Annotated in this window: 17 protein-coding genes; 6 read left to right on the forward strand and 11 right to left on the reverse strand. The window is 59.5% G+C overall.

All coding sequences use genetic code 11. The features are described 5' to 3' along the window. Window positions 1-160: 160 nt before the first annotated feature. Window positions 161-1,021 carry a LysR substrate-binding domain-containing protein gene (locus ACGSLL_RS22605; RefSeq protein ID WP_394507993.1) on the reverse strand — a complete coding sequence of 287 codons (861 nt, stop codon included), beginning with the start codon at window positions 1,019-1,021 and terminating at the stop codon, window positions 161-163. A gap of 112 nt (window positions 1,022-1,133) precedes the next feature. Here ACGSLL_RS22605 and ACGSLL_RS22610 point away from each other — a divergent pair, with 112 nt between their 5' ends. The 3 genes from ACGSLL_RS22610 to ACGSLL_RS22620 all read left to right on the forward strand — a co-directional run bounded on the left by ACGSLL_RS22610 (window position 1,134) and on the right by ACGSLL_RS22620 (window position 3,949). Then, complete coding sequence (locus ACGSLL_RS22610; RefSeq protein WP_394507994.1) at window positions 1,134-2,243, forward strand: 2-aminoethylphosphonate--pyruvate transaminase; 1,110 nt, start codon at window positions 1,134-1,136, stop codon at window positions 2,241-2,243. A 144-nt stretch (window positions 2,244-2,387) separates the two neighbouring features. Continuing rightward, window positions 2,388-3,215 (forward strand): phosphonoacetaldehyde hydrolase, encoded by an 828-nt coding sequence (gene phnX, locus ACGSLL_RS22615; RefSeq protein ID WP_394507995.1) that lies wholly within the window; start codon window positions 2,388-2,390, stop codon window positions 3,213-3,215. A 185-nt stretch (window positions 3,216-3,400) separates the two neighbouring features. Then, the gene (locus ACGSLL_RS22620; protein WP_208940577.1) at window positions 3,401-3,949 is read left to right on the forward strand and encodes a cytochrome b; all 549 of its coding nucleotides are present in this window, start codon (window positions 3,401-3,403) and stop codon (window positions 3,947-3,949) included. Between the two features lie 3 nt (window positions 3,950-3,952). On the opposite strand, the gene ACGSLL_RS22625 is transcribed toward ACGSLL_RS22620, so the two are convergent. Continuing rightward, entirely contained in the window at window positions 3,953-4,879 is a 927-nt protein-coding gene (locus ACGSLL_RS22625; RefSeq protein WP_394507996.1) for a 1-aminocyclopropane-1-carboxylate deaminase/D-cysteine desulfhydrase, read from the reverse strand. Window positions 4,880-5,059: 180 nt separating this feature from the next. Continuing rightward, window positions 5,060-7,099 (reverse strand): oxidoreductase, encoded by a 2,040-nt coding sequence (locus tag ACGSLL_RS22630; protein ID WP_394507997.1) that lies wholly within the window; start codon window positions 7,097-7,099, stop codon window positions 5,060-5,062. 208 nt (window positions 7,100-7,307) lie between these two features. Here ACGSLL_RS22630 and ACGSLL_RS22635 point away from each other — a divergent pair, with 208 nt between their 5' ends. Together ACGSLL_RS22635 and ACGSLL_RS22640 are read left to right on the forward strand one after the other, a co-directional pair. Then, window positions 7,308-8,438 (forward strand): carbon-nitrogen hydrolase family protein, encoded by a 1,131-nt coding sequence (locus ACGSLL_RS22635; protein ID WP_394507998.1) that lies wholly within the window; start codon window positions 7,308-7,310, stop codon window positions 8,436-8,438. Between the two features lie 3 nt (window positions 8,439-8,441). After that, window positions 8,442-9,482, forward strand: coding sequence for an AraC family transcriptional regulator (locus tag ACGSLL_RS22640; protein WP_394507999.1), 1,041 nt, complete (start codon window positions 8,442-8,444; stop codon window positions 9,480-9,482). A 413-nt stretch (window positions 9,483-9,895) separates the two neighbouring features. On the opposite strand, the gene ACGSLL_RS22645 is transcribed toward ACGSLL_RS22640, so the two are convergent. Together ACGSLL_RS22645 and ACGSLL_RS22650 are read right to left on the reverse strand one after the other, a co-directional pair. After that, the gene (locus tag ACGSLL_RS22645; RefSeq protein WP_394508000.1) at window positions 9,896-10,756 is read right to left on the reverse strand and encodes a DUF2242 domain-containing protein; all 861 of its coding nucleotides are present in this window, start codon (window positions 10,754-10,756) and stop codon (window positions 9,896-9,898) included. A 92-nt stretch (window positions 10,757-10,848) separates the two neighbouring features. Continuing rightward, window positions 10,849-11,748, reverse strand: a complete 900-nt coding sequence (locus tag ACGSLL_RS22650; protein WP_394508001.1) for a LysR family transcriptional regulator — start codon at window positions 11,746-11,748, stop codon at window positions 10,849-10,851. 117 nt (window positions 11,749-11,865) lie between these two features. On the opposite strand from ACGSLL_RS22650, the gene ACGSLL_RS22655 reads away from it, so the two are divergent. Further along, window positions 11,866-13,059 (forward strand): MFS transporter, encoded by a 1,194-nt coding sequence (locus tag ACGSLL_RS22655; protein WP_394508002.1) that lies wholly within the window; start codon window positions 11,866-11,868, stop codon window positions 13,057-13,059. Between the two features lie 521 nt (window positions 13,060-13,580). On the opposite strand, the gene ACGSLL_RS22660 is transcribed toward ACGSLL_RS22655, so the two are convergent. The 6 genes from ACGSLL_RS22660 to tig form a co-directional block, all read right to left on the reverse strand. Then, on the reverse strand, window positions 13,581-15,452 hold the full coding sequence (locus tag ACGSLL_RS22660; RefSeq protein WP_394508003.1) for a SurA N-terminal domain-containing protein: 1,872 nt from the start codon (window positions 15,450-15,452) through the stop codon (window positions 13,581-13,583). 227 nt (window positions 15,453-15,679) lie between these two features. Further along, window positions 15,680-15,952, reverse strand: a complete 273-nt coding sequence (locus tag ACGSLL_RS22665; protein WP_003183171.1) for an HU family DNA-binding protein — start codon at window positions 15,950-15,952, stop codon at window positions 15,680-15,682. A 149-nt stretch (window positions 15,953-16,101) separates the two neighbouring features. Next, a complete protein-coding gene (gene lon / locus ACGSLL_RS22670) occupies window positions 16,102-18,498 on the reverse strand; it encodes an endopeptidase La (RefSeq protein ID WP_394508004.1) in 2,397 nt (798 codons plus the stop codon). A 163-nt stretch (window positions 18,499-18,661) separates the two neighbouring features. After that, window positions 18,662-19,945 carry an ATP-dependent Clp protease ATP-binding subunit ClpX gene (gene clpX, locus ACGSLL_RS22675; protein WP_016775335.1) on the reverse strand — a complete coding sequence of 428 codons (1,284 nt, stop codon included), beginning with the start codon at window positions 19,943-19,945 and terminating at the stop codon, window positions 18,662-18,664. Window positions 19,946-20,056: 111 nt separating this feature from the next. Then, window positions 20,057-20,692 (reverse strand): ATP-dependent Clp endopeptidase proteolytic subunit ClpP, encoded by a 636-nt coding sequence (gene clpP, locus ACGSLL_RS22680; RefSeq protein ID WP_007951559.1) that lies wholly within the window; start codon window positions 20,690-20,692, stop codon window positions 20,057-20,059. Between the two features lie 91 nt (window positions 20,693-20,783). Further along, window positions 20,784-22,094 carry a trigger factor gene (gene tig, locus ACGSLL_RS22685; protein WP_394508005.1) on the reverse strand — a complete coding sequence of 437 codons (1,311 nt, stop codon included), beginning with the start codon at window positions 22,092-22,094 and terminating at the stop codon, window positions 20,784-20,786. Window positions 22,095-22,390 lie beyond the last annotated feature (296 nt).

Here is a 22,390-nt window from a genome sequence, read left to right on the forward strand (position 1 = left end):
ACGAAGCATTCTTTATCGGCGCTTTGGTGGAAGGGGTGGGGCGATGTCTCCCACGGTCTGTACTGCGGCTAACAGTCAGAAGCCAGCTTGAGGTCCCACCCACCCCTTCGAGTCCTACCATACAAGCCAGCCTGCTGGCGATTGCAGGCTCTGCGGTCTGTCAGGCTGGCGCCAGATCGAAAAACGCCTGAATCAAGCGCAACTCGCGTCGGCGCTCCACACAGCCAAGCATGTGCCGATTGAGCAATCCTTGCCCGGCAATCGGGATCGCCACCACACGCGGGTCATGGCTGACTTCCACCGAGGACACCACCCCGACACCCAACTCGGCCGCCACTGCTTCGGTCACCGCCTCACGACTGTCCAGCTCCAGCAACACCCGCGGCTGAATCGACGCCTGCGCACACGCCTGGTCAAAGGTGCGCCGGGTGATCGAACTCGGCTCGCGCAAAACCATGATCACCTGATCCAGTTCGCTGAGTTTCACTTCCCCGGCGCGATTCGCCCAGCGATGCCCCGCCGGTACCAGCGCGCAGATCCGCGATTCGCTCAGGCCTTGCAAATGCAACCCTTTGCGCGGCTCGACCTCGGTCAGCACCGCGACATCCGCATGCTCGGACAGCAACGCCGCCAGCGTTTCCTGCGCGTTGCCCAGGCGCAGATTCACGGTGATGCCGGGATATCGCGCACGCAGACTGGCGAGCATCGGCATGACCATGTGCGGGCCATCCGCTGCCACTTCCAGGCGCCCGGTGAGCAATTGCCGGTTGGCTTCAAGCATCGTCTGCGCCTCTTCGGCCAGACCGAACATCGCGCGGGTGATCGCGGCGAGTCGGGTGCCCTCCTCGGTCAGCTCCACCCGTCGCGCGGTGCGCCGCAACAGAGTGATCTGGTAGTGCTCCTCCAACGCCTTGATGTGCCCGGTGACCGCTGGCTGACTGATGAACAAGCGCGCAGCGGCGCGGGTGAAGCTGCCTTCACGGGCGACGGCATCGAAGGCGCGCAGCTGGAACAGGTTCATGAATAACTCTCACTGATGGCTGGCATAACAACAAACAATTTGATTGATGCAACGGCGAATTGCAACGTATGCGCCGTAGCTTCATCCCCAGCGCCACCCGAGGACACCCGCCATGAGTATTGCCGAACCCATCCTGCTCACCCCCGGCCCGTTGACCACTTCGGCCCGCACTCGCCAGGCGATGCAGGTCGACTGGGGTTCCTGGGATGACCGCTTCAATCAACTGACCGCCAGCTTGTGCGAGCAATTGCTGGCGATCGTCAATGGCGCCGCGACTCACCACTGCGTGCCATTGCAGGGCAGCGGCACGTTCGCCGTCGAAGCGGCCATCGGCACGCTGGTGCCGCGTGATGGCAAGGTCCTGGTGTTGATCAACGGCGCCTATGGCAAGCGTCTGGCGAAAATCTGTGAAGTGCTCGGCCGCTCGTTCAGCACCTTCGAAACCGCCGAAGACGAGCCGACCACCGCCGCCGACGTCGACCGTCTGCTGCGCGCGGACAGCTCAATCACCCACGTCGCACTGATTCATTGCGAAACCAGCACCGGCATTCTCAACCCCTTGGCAGAGATCGCTGCAGAGGTCGCGCAGCACGGCAAGCGCCTGATCATCGACGCCATGAGCTCGTTCGGCGCGCTGCCGGTGGATGCGCAGAAGGTCCCATTCGATGCACTGATCGCAGCCTCCGGAAAATGCCTGGAAGGCGTGCCGGGGATGGGGTTTGTTTTCGCACGCAAAGCATCACTGGCCGCTGCCGCCGGCCATTCGCATTCATTGGCCATGGACCTGTTCGATCAGCACACCTACCTGCAAAAAACCGGGCAATGGCGCTTCACCCCGCCGACCCATGTGGTCGCGGCGCTGCACGAAGCCCTGCAGCAATACCAAGAAGAAGGTGGCCTGCCGGCGCGGCATGCGCGTTATGCCGCCAACTGCCAGGCATTGATGGAAGCGATGGGCAAGCTCGGGTTGCGCAGCTTTCTGCCGGCAGCCATTCAGGCACCGATCATCGCCACGTTCCATGCACCGAAGGACCCGCGTTATCAATTCAAGGAGTTCTACGAGCGGGTCAAGGCCAAGGGTTACATCCTCTATCCGGGCAAATTGACCCAGGTGGAAACCTTCCGTGTCGGCTGCATCGGCCACGTCACCCCCGAGCAAATGCGCGAAGCCGTCGCGGCCGTCGGTGAGGTACTGCGCGAAATGGAAGTGCTCGATATCTGAACCCTACACACCCCCCCCCGGTAGGAGTGAGCCTGCTCGCGATAGCGGTCGTACATTGAACATCTTCGTCGACTGACACGACCTCATCGCGAGCAGGCTCACTCCTACATTTGAATTGCATTGCCATACAGGAATTTGACCGACATGAACTACAACAACCCAACCCAGCTGCAAGCCGCCATCCTCGACTGGGCCGGCACCGTGGTCGATTTCGGCTCGTTCGCGCCGACGCAGATTTTCGTCGAGGCGTTCGCCGAGTTCGACGTGCAAGTGTCCATCGAAGAAGCCCGTGGCCCGATGGGTATGGGCAAGTGGGACCACATCCGCACCCTGTGCGATCAACCGCAGGTCGCCGAGCGTTATCGCAAGGCATTCGGCCGCACGCCGACCGATGATGACGTGACCGCGATCTATAACCGCTTCATGCCGCTGCAGATCGAAAAAATCGCCGAGCACTCGGCGCTGATTCCCGGCGCACTGGAGACCATCGCCAACCTGCGCGAGCAAGGGATCAAGATTGGTTCCTGCTCGGGCTATCCGAAACAGGTGATGGACAAGGTGGTCGAACTGGCCGCGCGCAATGGTTATGTGGCCGACCATGTGGTCGCCACCGATGAAGTGCCGAACGGCCGCCCATGGCCGGCGCAGGCCTTGGCTAACGTCATTGCGCTGGGCATCGATGACGTGGCCGCCTGCGTGAAGATCGACGACACCGTACCGGGCATTCTCGAAGGCCGCCGCGCCGGGATGTGGACCGTCGCGCTGATCTGCTCGGGCAATGCGCTGGGTCTGGATTACGACGGTTTCCGCGCTTTGGACAGCGACGAACTGGCCAGCGAGCGCAAGCGCATTCACGCGCTGTTCGCAGGTTCGCGCCCGCATTACATGATCGACACCATCAGCGACTTGCCCGAGGTGATCGCTGACATCAACCAGCGGCTGGCCAAGGGTGAAATGCCGCAATCGAGTTGATTCCCTCGGTTGTTGCAGAAAAAGCGCCACTGTCATCGCGACATTGGCGTTTTTTTACGCCTGGGACTGACGCAACGCAGGGAAAGTCCAGTCAGCCTCGGGCAATTGCGCCAAAGCGGATTACAGTTAACCCATGCCGTCATTGAGAACGGCCGTTGCGACCCTGATCCGTGAGGTAATCCCGAATGCCGTGGACAAGTTCCGAATCGCGCTACAGCACCGTCTCGGTTCTGCTGCACTGGCTGATGCTGGTGCTGTTGGTGCTGGTTTACGCCAGCATGGAGTTTCGCGGCCTGTTCCCCAAGGGCAGTGGCGGCCGCACGCTGATCCGCGAAATGCATTACCTGCTCGGCCTGACCGTATTCGTGCTGGTGTGGTTTCGCCTGCTCGCACGCAGCCTCGGCCCGGCGCCGAAAATCTTTCCGGCCTCCCCGGCGTGGCAAACGCTGCTGGCGCGGCTGATGCACTGGGCGTTGTACCTGTTCATGCTCAGCATGCCGATTCTCGGCTGGCTGATCACCAGCGCCGAGGGCCATCAAGTGATGTTTTACGGCTTCGATCTGCCGCTGCTGGTCGGTGAAGACAAGGCGTTCGCCAAACAAGTCGAAGGCTGGCATGTGCTGATCGCGACCATCGGTTACTGGCTGATCGGCCTGCATGCGCTGGCGGGCATTTATCACCATTACGTGGTGCGCGATAACACGCTGCTGCGGATGATGCCCAAGCGCGGCTGAGCGTCAGCGGCCGGCGAGCATGGCACGCCGACCCTGCAAGCCACCGCTGTGGACAAACAGCAGCCGCGTACCCGGCGCAAACCCACCGGCCTCGACCTGCTGTTTGAGCGCCAGCAAGGCTTTGCCGGTGTACAGCGGCTCCAGCGGCACACCGCTGGCCTGCTCGGTCTGTTCGATAAACCCCAGCAAAGCCGGATCGACCCTGGCAAAACCGCCCCGGCTGGCATCGATCAAGGTGTAATCGGCGCTACCCTGCCCGGCCTGTTGCAGAATCGATTCGACCTGCGCCGCGACGCCATGATCTTCCGGCACCGCTAACGCACCATAAACGTGTCTTGCACCGGCCTCGGCGAGCACCAGCCCGGCCAGCGTCGTGCCAGTGCCGCAGGCCAGCCACCAGGCGTGATAATCGCTCCAGCCCAGCGCCGTCAACTGCGCTTGCGCCTGAGAATGAATGGCCGCACAGCCGCATGCGCCGGCCAATCCCCCGCCACCCTCCGGCACCGCATACAGCTGTGGATATTGCGCCTGCCAAGGCTCCCAGAATCCAGGCTCGTTACGCGCGCGATAACCACCGTAACCCAACCAGTGCAGTTGCATGCCAAACGCCTGCAAATCACTCACTGTCGGCGTTTGCTGCGCGTGCCCGCGCAGCAGGCCCACCGTGGCGAACCCCAGGCGCTTGCCCGCCGCTGCCAGCGCATGCAGGTGATTGGAATGCGCACCGCCGAGGCTGATGATGCCTTCGGCGCCGGCACGCTCGGCTGCTTCGAGGTGTTCGGTGAGTTTGAACCACTTGTTGCCGCTGATCAGCGGGTCGATCCGGTCGAGACGCAAAATCGCCACTTCGATGCCGGCAGCGCTGAGCCAGTCCAGGCAGAGGTGTTCGAGAGGGGCTTGGGGTAGCCAGTTGGCGGGGGGCAAAAGCATGAATGCCGGCTCTGTTGCAAAGAGCCGGCATCTTAACAGCCAGGCGCAAACAATCTTCCAGCGTACGCCAGTCCCTGTGGGAGCGAGCCTGCTCGCGAAGGCGTCGTGTCAGTCGACAGTTGTATTGGCTGACACTCCGCTTTCGCGAGCAGGCTCGCTCCCACAGGTCCGGCGTTGAGCTTAAAGTTCTGCCGCCAGACGCGATCCCTGATTGATCGCGCGCTTGGCATCCAGCTCCGCCGCCACGTCAGCGCCACCAATCAAGTGCACATTCTGCCCTGCCTCGACCAGGCCATCGTGCAACTCACGCAGCGGATCCTGCCCCGCGCAAATCACGATGTTGTCCACCGCCAGCACTTGCGGCTCAGCGGTTTCGCCGATGCGGATGTGCAGGCCGTCGTCATCGATACCGAGGTATTCGACGCTGTTGAGCATCTGCACCTGCTTGTTCTTCAGACCGGTACGGTGGATCCACCCCGTGGTTTTACCGAGGCCGTCGCCGACCTTGGTTTTCTTGCGCTGCAACAGGAACACTTCACGCGCCGGGGCATGCGGCGCGGCTTTGATCCCGGCAACACCACCGCGGGCCTCCAGCTGCGTATCGATGCCCCACTCCTTCCAGAATGCTGCACGATCCTGACTGGTCGCCACACCTTGGTGGACGAGGAATTCGGACACGTCGAAACCGATACCGCCAGCGCCGATGACCGCCACGCGTTTGCCCACTGGTTTACGCTCGAGAATCACGTCCAGGTAGCTCAGCACCTTGGCATGCTCGACACCCGGAATCGCCGGCACACGCGGAGCGATGCCGGTGGCGAGGATGATCTCGTCGTAGCCGCCCTCGACCAGTTTCGCCACATCGACGCGGGTGTTCAGGCACACCTCGACATGAGTGGTCTGCAACTTGCGCTTGAAGTAACGCAGGGTTTCGAAAAACTCTTCCTTGCCCGGCACACGCTTGGCGATATTGAACTGGCCACCGATTTCGCTGGCCGAATCGAACAGCGTCACCTGGTGGCCACGCTCGGCAGCCACGGTCGCAGCGGACAACCCGGCAGGGCCGGCACCGACCACGGCGATTTTCTTGATCTGTTGCACCGGCAGGTAATTCAGCTCGGTTTCATGACAGGCGCGCGGGTTGACCAGGCAACTGGTGAGCTTGCCGCCGAAGGTGTGATCGAGGCACGCCTGGTTGCAGCCGATGCAGGTATTGATTTCGTCGGCGCGGCCTTCAGCGGCCTTGTTGACGAAATCCGGATCGGCAAGGAACGGCCGCGCCATCGAGACCATGTCGGCATCGCCTTCGGCGAGAATCTGCTCGGCGATTTCCGGGGTGTTGATGCGGTTGGTGGTGATCAGCGGAATGCTCACCGAACCGCGCAGCTTGGCCGTGACTTTACTGAATGCGGCGCGCGGCACTTTGGTGGCGATGGTCGGAATCCGCGCTTCGTGCCAGCCGATCCCGGTGTTGATAATAGTCGCGCCGGCCTGCTCGATGGCTTTGGCCAAGGTGACAATCTCGTCCCAGGTGCTGCCGCCCTCGACCAGATCGAGCATCGACAGTCGGAAAATAATGATGAAGTTCGGGCCAACCGCTTCGCGCACCCTACGTACGATTTCCACCGGCAGGCGCATGCGGTTTTCGTAACTGCCGCCCCAACGGTCGGTGCGGTGGTTGGTGTGTGCGGCGAGGAACTGGTTAATGAAATAACCTTCGGAGCCCATGATCTCGACGCCGTCGTACTCGGCAGTCTGCGCCAGCACCGAACAGGTGACAAAATCGCTGATCTGCTTCTCGATGCCTTCCTCGTCCAGCTCTTTGGGCTTGAACGGGTTGATCGGCGCCTGGATCGCACTCGGCGCGACCTGTTTCGGGCTGTAGGCATAACGGCCGGCGTGCAGAATCTGCATGCAGATCTTACCGCCCGCCTCGTGCACCGCGCGGGTGACGATGCGGTGCTTGAGCGCTTCCTCTTCGGTGGTCAGCTTGGCTGCGCCGGAATACACGCCGCCCTCGTCATTCGGGCCGATACCGCCGGTGACCATCAGGCCAACACCGCCACGCGCACGCTCGGCAAAGTACGCCGCCATACGCTCGAAACCACCCGGTTTCTCTTCCAGGCCAGTATGCATCGAGCCCATCAGGGTGCGGTTGCGCAGCGTCGTGAATCCGAGGTCCAGCGGGGCCAACAGGTGCGGGTAATGAGCGGCGGTCATCGGTAACTCCACAACGAGCAATCACGGAAAAATTGCGGGCGCTCTGCGGCTCCCGTCAGTCATGCTCAACAGACTAAGAGCCGCCTCGCTGCGGCTCAATGACCGTAACTGACAACTTATTGATCCAAATGCGCAGCGCCCCTTGGCAATCGCCGCCATGCGCCCTACCCTAGTCGCCATACCCTGCACCCGGTCGTTGTTGGTTTTCATGCGCAAACTTTTGTACCTGACGTTTTCCATGGCCCTTGTGGCTGCCCTCACCACCTACGCAATGTGGGCGGCGGACCGGCCGGTCGGGCATTACCTGTCGGACCTGCGCATCAAACTGGCAGTCGACCAGGGCACACCCGCCGACCGTGGCAATCTGCTGGGCATCCAGCCCGAACTGTTTCCCACCGACTATCAAAGCCCCGAACGCCTGCACCGCAAGCTCGCCGCCTATTTGCAGCAGGCGCAGGATCAAGGCTTATTGAATGAAAAAACCGTCGTGGTCTTGCCGGAAAACATCGGCACCTGGCTGCTGCTCAGCGGTGAAAAAGACGAGCTGTATCAAGCCCCGACCGTTGACGAGGCGATGAACTGGCTGGCGGCGAGCAATCCGTTGTTGTTCGCCCGCGCCTGGTTGCGGGCCAGCGGCAACGATCGTCTCAACGACGCCCATCTGCGCATGAAAGCCAAATCCATGGCCAAGCAATATCAGGCGCTGTTTGGCGGTCTGGCCAAGGAATTTCGCGTGACCCTGGTGGCCGGCTCGATCGTGTTGCCGGAGCCGGAAATTCGCGATGGACGGCTGAAACCGGGCAGCGGCCCGCTCTACAACAGCAGCGTGGTGTTTGGCCGCGACGGCGTGCCACTCGGCCAGCCGCAGCGCCAAATGCACCCGGTGTTCGCTCAACGTGACGTAATCCGGGCGGAGGACAAAGAGCGCATCAACGTGGTCGACACCCCCGCCGGACGTCTCGGCGTACTGATCGGCAGCGACAGTTGGTATCCACAAAACTACCGCACGCTCGACGAGCAAAACGCGCAATTGGTCGCCGTGCCGGCGCAGTTGTTCGGCCAGGACGCTTGGAATCAACCGTGGCGCGGTTACAAAGGCTCGAGCACACCCGGTTCGGTGAGCCTCAAGCCCGGTGAAGTCACTGAGGGCCAGGCCTGGCACCGCCTGACCCTGACTGCCCAGCCACCGAGCAGTCGGGCGATTGCCGGCGTCAGCGTGTTTATGCGCGGGCAGTTCTGGGACAAAGCCAGTTCCGGCCAGAGTTTTCTCAGCAGCAACGGTCAGCATTTCTCCGACGGCGACGCCCGTGGCGCGCGCTTGCTGAATATCTGGCTGTAAGCCATGAAGCCACAGCCGATGCGCCTCGGTGATCTGTCGGTAGGCTTCGTTCATAGCCTCGCCGACGCCGTGCGCAGTCATGGCCTCGACCCACAGCCGCTGCTGGAACAATACGGCCTAGACGCGGCGCGACTGGCCGAAGCGGGTGCGCGCTTGTCGATCCCTCGCTACATGCGCCTGGGCCACGCAGCGATTCAACTGACCGGCGACGCCGCGCTGGGTTTGCGCATGGGCCAACTCAGTCGTCTGAGCCAGGCCGGGCTTGCCGGCGTCACCGCCGCGCAAGCGCCGACTGTGCGCGAAGCTGCGCGCTGCCTGATCCGCTTCGAACCCTTGTACGGCTCGAACTATCGCGGCCAATCGAGCTTTCACGAAGATGCCCATGGCGCGTGGCTGCGCTTCTATTCGATCAGCCCGTACAACGCCTACAACCGCTTCGTCGTCGACTCGATCGTCGCCGGCTGGCTCAATCAGCTCTCCACCATCAGCCGTCAGCCGCTGCGGGCCGAGCGCATCGAGATCGAATTTGCCGAGCCCGATTATCGCCAGGCCTACAACTCGCTTGGCGATTGCCCGATCCAGTTCAGTGCCGAGGGCAACCAATTGCGCCTGAATCTGGACAGCCTCGCACAGCGCAACCCGGAGCATTGCCCGAGTACCTGGCGGCATCTGCTGCAACTGTGTGAGCGAGAACTTGAGCAACTGACGCGAACCCGCAGCCTGCGCGAACGCATCACGCAACTGCTGGGTCCTTTGCTTAACGGCGGTCGCGAACCGGATCTTGAAGAAGTTGCGGCACGCCTGAAACTGCCGACCTGGACGCTGCGGCGCAAACTGGCCGAAGAAGGCACACAATTTCGCGCCATCCTCAACGACACACGGCGGGACCTGGCAATGACCTACATCCGCGACACCGAACTGGCGTTCGGCGAAATCGCCTACCTGCTCGGCTTTGCTTCAGCCGAAGCATTCCAGCGAGCGTTCAAGCGCTGGAGCGGCCAGACGCCGGGCGAGTTTCGCCGCAGTCATCGAATCCGGGCTTGAAGCAGCTACAAGCTAGAAGCTGCAAGCTCAGAGCTCGGTTGCGTCGTCTGCGGGTTCTGGTTGATCCAGTTCGTAGGCCTGGTATTCGAGCAGTTCTTCCTGATACTCATCCATCGTATAAATCCCCCAACTGCTCGTCATGAAAAATGGCTTGATCAATCGACCTGTGCCCCGAGCATAAAGTGCCCGTGTGAAGGAAAAGTGAAACGCAGCCTTCATGAATAAAACGTAGCAGGTGGTTGGGGATTTATCGCGGGGGGATTGTCAGGGGAATGTAACCAATCTTTAAGCTGCCCCGGATACCACTGTGGGAGCGAGCCTGCTCGCGAAGGCGGTGCGTCAGCAACAGCGTCGTCGACTGACACACCCTCATCGCGAGCAGGCTCGCTCCTACAGGGTTTTGTTGAAGTGAATTATTGCCCGGACGCAGGCATCGCCGGAATCGGCTCGGACGGCGGCGGAATGTCCGGGTTCGCTGGCGGTGTGATGGTTTCGCTGGCCGGCGCCGGCGCCTCAACGGGTGCAGGGGTAATCGGCGCCGGCTCCGCAGGCGGCACCACCGGCTGGGAATCGACTGGCGCGGTTTCCGCCGGAGCCGGGGCTGGCTCTGCAGCAGGCGCAGGCGTTGCCGCAGGTTCCGCTGCAGGTGTCGGTACCAGCGGCGCAGGTGCCGGTGCTGGCGTCGCTTTCGCCTCAGGCACACCAAGGTCAGCCTTGGGCTTCTCCTCGATATGCGCAGCCTTCTTCGCATCCGCCGGCAGGAACTGCTCGACCAGGGTAAAGAAACGCTCGTAGAACTTCTGCGCAGTGACCGTCTCACTGGCAACCTTGACCATCGAGTCGTCAGACGAGCCGATCGGCATCGACACCGAGCCCAACACACCCACACCGAGACTGGCCGAGTTATTGGTCTTCTTCAGCGCATAACGATCCTGCAAGGCATTGGCAAACATCGTCGCATGGTGCCCGGCACTGCCGTCATCGGCGCACACCACATTGAAACTGATCTCCATGTGGGTATCGCCAGTCTGCTGGAAACTCTTGTGCCCGCTGACCAGTTTCGGATCACTGCTGGTAATGATGTAGCCCTGACTGAGCAACGCCCGCCGCGCCGCTTCGCAACTGGCCACATCCGTCACCGGATAATTGCGCGAAAACGTACCGGAGTCGTCGAAGTTCTCGTGCTCATACATCGGCTTGTCTTTCGAACAGCCAGCAACGGCAGCCAACAACAGCGCCAACCCGGCTATACGCAAGGGAATGGAAATCAACATTGAACATCCTGAGAGAAAACAGTCCGGGGCGTATTGTGCAACAGATCGCAACCCCGCGGCGCATGGAATAGTGTCTTGAAACGGTTACAACGCTATGTCATCTGCGTAGCGGGGAAAAGGCCCGACACCAAATGATCGATGAACACGCGCAATTTCGCCGTGGCGTGACGACTCGATGGCCATAGGACCCAAAACTCACCGGTGTGTTCCAGGTGCGCATCGAGCACCCGACGCAAGCGTCCTTGCGCCTCGGCTTCGCGGGTCATGAAATCAGGCAGACAGGCAATCCCCATCCCGGCCAGCGCCGCATGGCTCACCGCTTCGATCGATGTACTGACCAAGCGGGCGGGCAACGTCGGCTCCACGGCCCCCTCTTCGCGGATCAATGGCCAGGCTTCCAGTTTTCCAGTGGCATGGAAGGTGTGCCGCAGGCATGCGTGAGCGGCAAGATCAGCCGGCGCCTGCGGTACGCCACGCTGCTGCAGATACGCCGGACTGGCCACCAATACCATGTGAAAGGTACCCAATCGTCGCGCCATCAGGCGCGAGTCGCGGGGCTTGCCTGTGCGGATCACGGCATCGAAACCCTCTTCCACCACATCGACCATGCGATCGGTCAGATCCAGGTCCAGCTCGATTTGCGGGTACATCGCCATGAACTCAGCCATGACCGGCATCACCAGCCCATGCACCTGCGGCAGGCTGATGCGCAACCTGCCGTGAGGTTTGGCGGAGGCGTCGCACAGTTCGAATTCCGCCGCTTCGACTTCTGCAAGAATCTTTCGGCACCGCTCAAGAAACATCGCGCCTTCGCTGGTCAGCGTGACGCTGCGGGTGGTGCGCTGAAATAGCCGCACGCCCAGTCGGGCTTCCAGCCGCGCGATGCTTTTGCCCACCGCCGACGATGAGACACCTTGTAGCCTGCCAGCCTCGGTAAAGCTGCGCGTCTCGGCGACTTGAACAAACACCGCAATACTGCCAAGGCTATCCATACCACTCCCCCATTGCTGACATCCATGTCCGATATGTTCGGAACCTTAACCCGTTTTTCATCGCCGTGCAGCGCCCTACTCTGCGCTTCTCGTCAAATTCGCACATGGAAGCCGCTCATGAACGATGCTCAACCCGCTTGCACCGCTTTCGATCAACCCGAACGCTTACCCCTCGCCGCGCTGCTGGCACTGGCCACCGCCGGATTCATCACGGTCATGACCGAAGCCATGCCGGCCGGTCTGTTGCCACAGATGAGCAGCGGGCTGAATGTCTCGCAGGCACTGATCGGGCAATTGATCACCGTATACGCTTTCGGCTCGATCCTGGCGGCGATTCCGCTGACGATCGCCACCCGAGGCTGGCGCCGAAAACCACTGCTGCTGTCCGCTGTCGCCGGTTTCGCGATCGCCAACAGCATCACCGCCGTGTCGGAGCTGTACTGGCTAAGCCTGATCGCACGCTTTATTGCCGGCGTGTTCGCCGGTCTGCTCTGGGCGCTACTGGCGGGTTACGCGAGCCGAATGGTCGCCCCGCACCTGCAAGGACGTGCCATTACCGTAGCGATGCTCGGTGCACCTCTGGCGCTGTCGCTGGGAATCCCCGCAGGCACCTTGCTCGGTACGCTGGTCGGCTGGCGCCTGAGCTTCGCGATCATGACCGGGCTGACCATCGTGCTGGTGATATGGGTACGCTGGCTGGTACCGGACTTTGCCGGCGAACGCGCGGGACACCGCATCCCTTTGCGGCAGGTATTTACCTGGCCCGGCGTACGCCCGGTATTGTTTGTAACCCTTACCTACGTGGTCGCACACAATCTGCTGTACACCTACATCGCGCCTTTTTTGCAGCCGTCCGGACTTGATGCAACGGTCGACCGGGTGTTGCTGGTATTCGGCCTCGCATCGGTGTTGGGCTTATGGATCGTAGGCGTCCTGATTGACCGCTGGCTACGCGAACTGGTGTTGATCAGTGCCGCGCTGTTCATGCTGTCCGCGCTCGCGCTGGGCCTGTGGCGCGACTCGCCGAGCGTGGTTTACGCCGCCATCGCCATCTGGGGACTGGCCTTCGGCGCAATGCCATCCTTATTGCAAACCGCATCAGCGAAAACCGCGAGCAACGCAGCCGATACCGCGCAATCGATGCTGGTGACGCTATGGAATGTCGGAATTGCGGGCGGAGGATTGATCGGCGGCCTAATGCTTGAAGACTTCGGTGCAGGAACATTTCCGTGGATTGTTGCAGGCTTGCTGGTTTTGACCGTGGGGGTGACGGTCAAGGCTCGCAGACATGGATTTCCACCTGCCGGATAGGTGACGCCTGGATTGCCGGGAAATGCTTGAGTCTGTCCGAAAATCAAAAGCCCTCACCCTAGCCCTCTCCCGAAGGGAGAGGGAACCGACCGTGGTGATTGGAAGAGATACGCTGACATGAAATACCGAGTCGAATTCAGACTTTAAAAAGCCCACAAATCGGCTCCCTCTCCTCGGGGAGAGGGCTGGGGTGAGGGGCGAATCCACCACAAATCCCTAGCCATGCGGCGCTTCTAACCACTCAACAATGAGCGTTAGCTCGAGTGCCTTTGATCTTGCCTAACCAGCGACATCGGAAGGAACCCGAGCCTGCGAGGGCCGAACGCAGGAGCAAAGCCTTTTGGTTCCTTTTTGGCGTCTGAAAAAGGGACTCGCCGTAAGGGCGAAACCGCCATATGCCACAACCGAAGCAACGGATAATCACCCAAAACACCAGGAGCCTGGTCGGCCCAAAGGCCGCCAAGACGCAAAAAAAAGCCCCGACCTAAAAAGGCCGGGGCTCCCATGTCTCCAGTCAGCTATCAGAACCGCTCGATATCCGCCTGACTCTCCAACTGCTTGCGGTACGCCGCGAAATCCTGCTGCCCCTCACGGGAAGCCAGGAACCGCCGGTACTGCGCCTTCTCTTCTTCCGTCGGCGCAGCCGCTTCGTTAACGCCGTTCAAGCGCACGATCATCAGGCTACCGTCCGGCAGCGTCACACTGCTGAACGTCGGCTTGTCCTTGGCGGCCGGCTTCGGCATGCGGAACAGCGCCTGCAACACCGCCGGGTCAACACCTTCCTGACCACGGGTCGCCGCTTCGGTGACTTTCCAGCTCTGACCGTCGATCGCCTTGTCCAGTGGCGCCTTGCCGTCGCGCAGATCAGCAATCAGCTTCTCGGCACGGGTCTTGGCGGCTGCGCTGGCATGCTCTTTGGTCAACTGAGTGCGGATCGCCGCATTCACGCTTTCCAGCTGCAACTGCGCAGGCTTCAGATGTTCCTTGGCGCGCAACACGACCACGGTTTCCGGATCCAGCTCGATGGCAGTGCTGTTGGCGCCTTCATCAATTACTTCAGGGCTGAATGCCGCGGTGACCACGGCACGGTTGGCCGCAACGCCTTCGCCACCCTCACGGCCGAACGGCTTGGAAGTGTGCACGGTCAGCTTCAGATCGGCCGCAGGTTGCGCCAGATCGGACGCTTCGAACGCCGAATCTTCCAGTTGCTTGGTCGCTTCAACGAACCGCTGCTCGACCTGCGCGGCTTTCAGCTCACGGGTCAGCTTGTCTTTCAGGCTGGCCAAGGTCGGCACTTCAGGCGCTTCGACACCCAGCAACTTGATCAGGTGATAACCGAAATCGGTGCGAACCGGCTCGGAGACCTGATCCTTGCCCAGCGAGTACAAGGCCTTTTCGAACGCCGGGTCGTAAACACCAGGACCTGCGTAACCCAAATCACCGCCATTGTTGGCCGAACCCGGATCCTGCGAGAACTCTTTGGCCAGCGCTTCGAACTTCTCGCCCTTGGCCAGGCGCGCCTGAACTTCGTCGATCTTCGCCTTGGCTTGAGCTTCGGTGGTCTTGTCGTTCACTTCGATCAGGATATGCGCCGCGCGACGCTGTTCCGACAGGTTGGCGATTTCTTTCTGATAAGCCGCTTCCAGGTCTTCATCCTTGACGGCGACCTGGTCAAAGAACGACGCCTTCTTCAACTCGACGTAATCGATAATCACCTGATCCGGGGTCATGAACTCTTTGGCGTGCTCATCGTAGTAAGCCTTGACCTCGTCGTCGGTGAGCTTCACCGCGGCCGGGTCAGCCTTGACGTTGAGCGTGGCGAAATCGCGGGTCTGTTTCTCCAGACGGGCGAATGCCAGCACTTCGGCGTCGGTGACGAAACCGCTGCCAGCAACACCAGCGCGCAGCTGGCCGATCAGCATTTCCTGCGCCAGCATCTGGCGGAACTGCATGCGGCTGTAACCCAGTTGGCGGATTACCTGGTCGAAACGCTCGGAGCTGAACTTGCCGTCCACCTGGAATTCAGGCGTCTGCAGGATCACTTGATCCAGCGCACCTTCGGAGAAAGCGAATTTGGCCTGTTCGGCACCTTGCAACAACAGCTTGCGATCGATCAGACCCTTGAGGGCCGATTCACGGAGCATTTTTTCATCGAGCAAGGAAGCATCGAAATCTTTGCCCAACTGTTGCATCAGCTGACGGCGTTGCATGTCAACGGCCTGGCTCAGCTCGTTCTGGCTGATTTCTTCGCCATTGACCTTGGCCGCCTCATTTTTATGAGTCGTGGCCTGGAAAATGGCATCGAAACCGGTCAAAGCCATCAGTGCAACGATGACTCCGATAATGGTCTTGGCAATCCAGCCTTGTGAATTGTCCCTGATATTCTGCAGCATGCGTCCCCCAGAAACGGTTGAACTTCAATTTAGGCAACCGTGGAGCGTGGGTAGAATCCGGATAGAAGAAAGGCGCATCCGAGGATGCGCCTTCTCGTAACTGGCGGAGCGGACAGGGCTCGAACCCTCGATCCCGGCGTTACAGGCGACTTTCTCAGTGGCCTGCTCTACCGCTCCGCTGCCAAGTCAGGCTTGACCCCGACCCGGATGGGTAAAAACCTGAAAACTTAGTTAACAGCTTCTTTCAGTGCTTTACCGGCTTTGAAACCTGGCTTCTTGGCAGCCGGGATTTCCAGAGTCTTGCCGGTCTGAGGGTTACGACCGGTACGAGCCGGACGGTCCGTCACGGAGAAAGTACCGAAACCAACCAGAACAACGGAGTCGCCAGCCTTCAGAGCGCCAGTGACGGATTCGATTACAGCGTCCAGCGCACGGCCAGCAGCAGCTTTCGGGATATCAGCGGATGCAGCGATAGCATCAATCAGTTCCGACTTGTTCACTCTAAGTCCCCTTATATCTATTTTGAGATGATTCTAAGTTTTTTTGGTGAAAGCAAAAACGAGTGCTGAATGGCCTACAGACACTTAAGAGCCGCTTTATAACAAGGGCTCTAAAAAACTGTCAAGGAAGCCCCCCAGGCAAAAGCCTATTAATGCGTGCTAATTCTTTCCTTAGAGTCAGACTCACGTTTTTCGTCCTTGGCAACTATCTCCGGAGCCACATCCGGCAAGGGCTCCGGCGCGTATTGCAGCGCAATTTGCAGGACCTCGTCAATCCATTTAACCGGTTTAATCTGCAGATCCTGCTTGATATTGTCAGGAATCTCCTTCAGATCGCGCACGTTCTCTTCCGGAATAATCACGATCTTGATTCCACCGCGGTGAGCCGCCAGCAGTTTTTCCTTCAAACCACCAATTGCCAGGACCTGACCACGCAAGGTGATTTCACCGGTCATGGCCACATCGGCGCGCACCGGAATGCCGGTCAAGGCCGAAACCAGCGCCGTGCACATGCCGACGCCAGCGCTTGGGCCGTCCTTCGGCGTGGCGCCTTCAGGCATGTGAATGTGCGTGTCGCGCTTCTCATGGAAGTCCAGCGGAATGCCCAGACTCTTGGCGCGGCTGCGCACAACGGTCTGCGCGGCAGTGATCGATTCGACCATAACGTCGCCGAGCGAACCGGTTTTGATCAGCTGCCCTTTACCCGGAATCACCGCCGCTTCAATGGTCAGCAATTCGCCACCGACCTGAGTCCAGGCCAGGCCAGTCACCTGCCCTACTTGATCCTGTTGCTCGGCCAAGCCGTAGCGGAACTTGCGCACGCCGAGGAAGTGCTCGAGCAGGTCAGCTGTCACTTTCACCGAGAAGCGTTTTTCCATCGCGTGCTCTTTCACGGCCTTGCGGCAAACCTTGGCAATCTGGCGCTCAAGACCACGCACACCGGCTTCGCGGGTGTAATAACGAATGATGTCGCGGATCGCTTCTTCATCAAATTCCAGCTCGCCCTTCTTCAGACCGTTGGCGGCGATCTGTTTTGGCGAGAGGTATTTGACGGCGATGTTGATCTTTTCGTCTTCGGTGTAGCCGGGCAGACGGATGACTTCCATCCGGTCCAGCAGCGCCGGCGGAATGTTCATCGAGTTCGAGGTGCACAGGAACATCACATCGGAGAGGTCGTAATCGACTTCCAGATAATGATCGTTGAAGTTGTGGTTTTGCTCCGGATCGAGCACTTCCAGCAACGCCGACGCCGGGTCGCCACGCATGTCGCTGCCCATTTTGTCGATTTCATCGAGCAGGAACAGCGGGTTGCGCACACCCACTTTTGTCATCTTTTGAATCAATCTTCCTGGCATCGAACCGATGTAGGTGCGGCGATGGCCACGGATTTCCGCTTCATCACGCACGCCACCGAGGGCCATGCGCACGAATTTACGGTTGGTGGCATGCGCGATCGACTCTGCCAGCGAGGTTTTACCCACGCCCGGAGGACCAACCAGGCACAACACCGGGCCGCGGATTTTCTTCACGCGCTTCTGCACGGCGAGGTATTCGAGGATGCGTTCCTTGACCTCTTCCAGACCGTAGTGGTCGGCATCGAGGATGTCTTCCGCACGTGCCAGATCCAGACGCACCTTGCTTTGCGCCTTCCACGGCACCTGCACCAGCCAGTCGATGTACGAGCGCACCACGGTGGCTTCGGCGGACATTGGTGACATCTGCTTGAGCTTGTTCAGTTCGGCAGTTGCCTTGGCCAGGGCGTCTTTCGGCAGACCGGCAGCGTCGATACGCTTTTTCAGGTCCTCGATTTCATTGTGGCCTTCGTCGCTGTCGCCGAGTTCTTTCTGAATGGCCTTCATCTGCTCGTTCAGGTAGTACTCGCGCTGACTGCGTTCCATCTGCTTCTTGACCCGGCCACGGATGCGCTTTTCGACCTGCAGCAGGTCGATCTCGGCATCCAGTAGCGCCAGCACGTGTTCGACACGGGCCGACAGATCAACGATTTCGAGGATTTCCTGCTTCTGCTCGATTTTCAGCGCCATGTGCGCGGCCATGGTGTCGACCAGACGACCCGGCTCATCGATGCTGTTAAGCGACGACAGGACTTCAGCAGGGACCTTTTTGCCCAGCTGTACATATTGCTCGAATTGCGAAAGCAGCGTGCGCACGAACACTTCGGACTCGCGTTCGGCGGCGTCGACTTCTTCAATCAGCGAAACTTCGGCGCGGCAGTGGCCGTCGACCTCGCTGAAGCGCTCGACCGTACCGCGCTGCTCACCTTCGACCAGCACCTTGACGGTGCCGTCAGGCAGCTTCAGCAGTTGCAGAACCGTGGCGACGGTACCTACGCGATAGAGAGCATCTTCACCGGGATCGTCGTCAGCCGGGTTTCTCTGGGCCAGCAGCAGGATCTGCTTGTCGCCCGTCATCGCGGCCTCGAGGGCTTCGATGGATTTCTCGCGCCCCACGAACAGCGGGATAACCATGTGCGGATAAACCACGACATCACGCAATGGCAAGAGAGGCAATTCGATGGTTGTCTTCATGATTTCGCCTCTACGGCGGCCATAGGGCCGTAATCAGATGGAATTGAACTTGAAACCAAGATGGGGGCTGCCTTGAAAAAAAACAAGCGTAAAGCGGCTGTAAAAAACCAGATAAAAAAAAAGAGGCCCGAGGGCCCCTTCTTTACTGCGACAGGGTGGACGCTTACGCGTCCGGCGCTGCCTTGGCGGTCGGCTCACTGTTCTCGTAGATATACAGTGGCTTGGACTTGCCTTCGATCACGCTTTCATCGATCACGACTTTGCTCACCTCGGACTGCGAGGGGATTTCATACATCGTGTCGAGCAGTACACCTTCGAGAATCGAGCGCAGGCCACGGGCACCGGTTTTACGTTCCAGGGCACGCTTGGCGACCGATTTCAGTGCGTCGGAACGGAATTCCAGATCCACACCTTCCATCTCGAACAGCTTGGCATACTGTTTGGTCAAAGCATTTTTCGGCTCGGTGAGAATCTGCATCAGCGCAGCCTCATCGAGTTCGTCCAGCGTCGCGAGGACCGGCAGACGACCGACGAATTCCGGGATCAGACCGAACTTGACCAGATCGTCAGGCTCGACTTCACGCAGGGATTCACCGACTTTCTTGCCTTCTTCCTTGCTGCGCACTTCTGCGTTGAAACCGATGCCGCCCTTGGTGGAACGGTTTTGAATAACCTTTTCCAGACCGGAGAACGCACCACCGCAGATGAACAGGATGTTACGGGTGTCGACCTGCAGGAACTCCTGCTGCGGATGCTTGCGGCCACCTTGCGGCGGTACCGAAGCGACCGTGCCTTCGATCAACTTGAGCAAGGCCTGCTGCACGCCTTCACCGGAAACATCGCGGGTGATCGACGGGTTGTCGGACTTGCGCGAAATCTTGTCGATTTCATCGATGTAGACAATGCCCATCTGGGCCTTCTCCACGTCGTAATCGCACTTCTGCAGCAGCTTCTGAATGATGTTCTCGACATCTTCGCCCACGTAACCGGCCTCGGTGAGGGTGGTTGCGTCAGCGATGGTGAACGGAACGTTCAGCAAGCGGGCCAGGGTTTCGGCCAGCAGGGTTTTACCGGAACCTGTCGGGCCGATCAGCAGGATGTTGCTCTTGCCGAGTTCGACGTCGTCAGCCTTCTTGTCACGCTGGTTCAGGCGCTTGTAGTGGTTGTACACCGCTACGGCCAGAACCTTTTTCGCACGCTCCTGACCAATGACGTACTGGTCAAGGATGCCGCTGATTTCTTTAGGCGAAGGCAATTTATGCGCGCTGCTCTCGGCCTGGGCTTCCTGCACCTCCTCGCGGATGATGTCATTGCACAGGTCGACGCACTCGTCGCAGATAAAGACCGAGGGGCCGGCAATCAATTTGCGCACTTCATGCTGGCTTTTGCCACAGAAGGAGCAATAGAGCAGCTTGCCGTTGTCCTCGCCGTTGCGGGTGTCAGTCATTCGTTCGATCCAAATCCGATAGGCTTGCAACACAAGATGAAGGCTATTGCGGGCTTTTTCAAGCCCGCTGCTGATCGGACTTGCCGACCAGGCCTCTATGCGTCGCTTATTTTAAGCTGGGCGCTGGTTGATCACTTCGTCGATCAGGCCATATTCCTTCGCCGCTTCTGCACTCATGAAATTGTCGCGATTGGTGTCGCGCTCGATTTCTTCCAGAGTACGGCCGCTGTGCTTGGCCATCAGCGTGTTCAGACGCTCGCGAATGAAGAGGATTTCCTTGGCGTGGATTTCGATGTCCGACGCCTGGCCCTGGAAACCGCCCAGTGGCTGGTGAATCATCACGCGCGAGTTCGGCAGGCAGAAACGCTTGCCCGGAGCACCTGCGGTAAGCAGGAACGCGCCCATGCTGCATGCCTGACCGATGCAAGTGGTCGATACGTTGGGTTTGATGAACTGCATGGTGTCGTAGATCGACATGCCCGCAGTCACCGAACCGCCCGGGGAGTTGATATAGAGATGGATGTCCTTGTCCGGGTTTTCCGCTTCAAGGAACAGCAGTTGCGCACAGATCAGGTTGGCCATGTAGTCCTCTACAGGACCCACCAGAAAGATCACTCGTTCCTTGAGCAGGCGCGAGTAGATGTCATAGGCGCGTTCGCCACGAGCAGATTGCTCGACAACCATCGGGACCAGGCCGCCGGCGGCCTGGATATCAGAGTTCTGCTGAATATACGAATTACGGAACATGCTCTGCAGTCACTCCCAAATAGTTATGTCTTGAATACGCATAAGCCAGCTCGAAGGCTGGCTTATGTGTGTACTTCTAACGCAAAAACAATCAGTCGGCTGCTGGAGCTTCTACCGGTTTGACCGCTTCTTCGTAAGAGACCGATTTGTCGGTCACGCTAGCTTTCTGCAGAACAGTATCCACAACTTGTTCTTCCAGCACAACCGAACGCACTTCGTTCAGTTGCTGCTCGTTTTTGTAGTACCACGACACGACCTGCTCAGGCTCCTGGTAAGCCGAAGCCATTTCCTGAATCATCTCGCGAACGCGGGCTTCGTCAGGCTTGAGGTCGAACTGCTTGACCACTTCAGCAACGATCAGACCCAGCACGACGCGGCGCTTGGCTTGCTCTTCGAACAGCTCGGCCGGCAGTTGGTCAGGTTTGATGTTGCCACCGAACTGCTGAACAGCCTGCACGCGCAGACGGTCAACTTCGTTGGACAGCAGCGCCTTTGGCACTTCGATCGGGTTGGTGGCCAGCAGACCGTCCATTACCTGATTTTTTACTTTGGACTTGATCGCCTGACGCAGTTCACGCTCCATGTTCTTGCGAACTTCGGTGCGGAAGCCGTCGATGCCGCTTTCCTTGATGCCGAATTGCGCGAAGAACTCTTCGTTCAACTCAGGCAGCTTAGGCTCGGACACGGTGTTCACGGTAACGGTGAACTCAGCGGTTTTGCCCGCCAGGTCGAGGTTCTGATAGTCCTCTGGGAAGGCCAGGTTCAGAACGCGTTCTTCACCGGCCTTGGCGCCGACCAGGCCTTCTTCGAAGCCTGGAATCATGCGGCCGGAGCCCAGTACCAGCTGAGTACCCTTGGCGGAACCGCCAGCGAACACTTCACCGTCAACCTTGCCAACGAAATCGATATTCAGTTGGTCTTCGTTCTGCGCAGCGCGATCGGCCACTTCAAAACGGGTGTTCTGCTTGCGCAGGATGTCGAGCATCTTGTCCAGGTCAGCGTCGGACACGTCAGCGCTCAGGCGCTCAACGTTGATGCCTTCGAAACCGGCAACAGTGAACTCAGGGAACACTTCGAATACAGCAACGTATTCCAGATCTTTACCGGCCTCGAGCGACTTTGGCTCGATCGACGGCGAACCTGCCGGGTTCAGCTTTTGCTCAACCACAGCTTCGTAGAACGACGACTGGATCACGTCGCCTACCGCTTCCTGGCGAGCATCGGCACCGAAACGGCGCTTGATTTCGCTCATTGGCACTTTGCCTGGACGGAAGCCAGCAATCTTGGCCTTTTGGGCAGTCTGCTGCAGACGCTTGTTGACCTGAGTCTCGATGCGCTCAGCCGGCACGGTGACGCTCATGCGGCGCTCGAGAGCAGTAGTATTTTCAACAGAAACTTGCATGGATATTCCTCGTTGCACAGACGTTAGCCGGCCGTTTCCGACCCCAGAATCAAGGGCATGCATTCTAGTGGGTCAAACTCAAGAAGTCACCCTACGGAAAACGGGTAAAAAAACAGCAGGCAGTTTATTCGGAGCGATACATCAAAGCAGCGCGCTCCGCAGACGAATACAAACCTTCACGCCAGGGCTCTGCAGCAACCGCTTCTATATATAGAAGAGACTGCCAGTCACTCCTGATGGCCGCACTTGCGAGCAAGTACGCCGGACAGCGCGGCATCATCGAGCAACATGATTAC

Origin of the sequence: Pseudomonas retamae (assembly GCF_043496865.1) — a bacterium.
Lineage (GTDB): Bacteria > Pseudomonadota > Gammaproteobacteria > Pseudomonadales > Pseudomonadaceae > Aquipseudomonas > Aquipseudomonas retamae.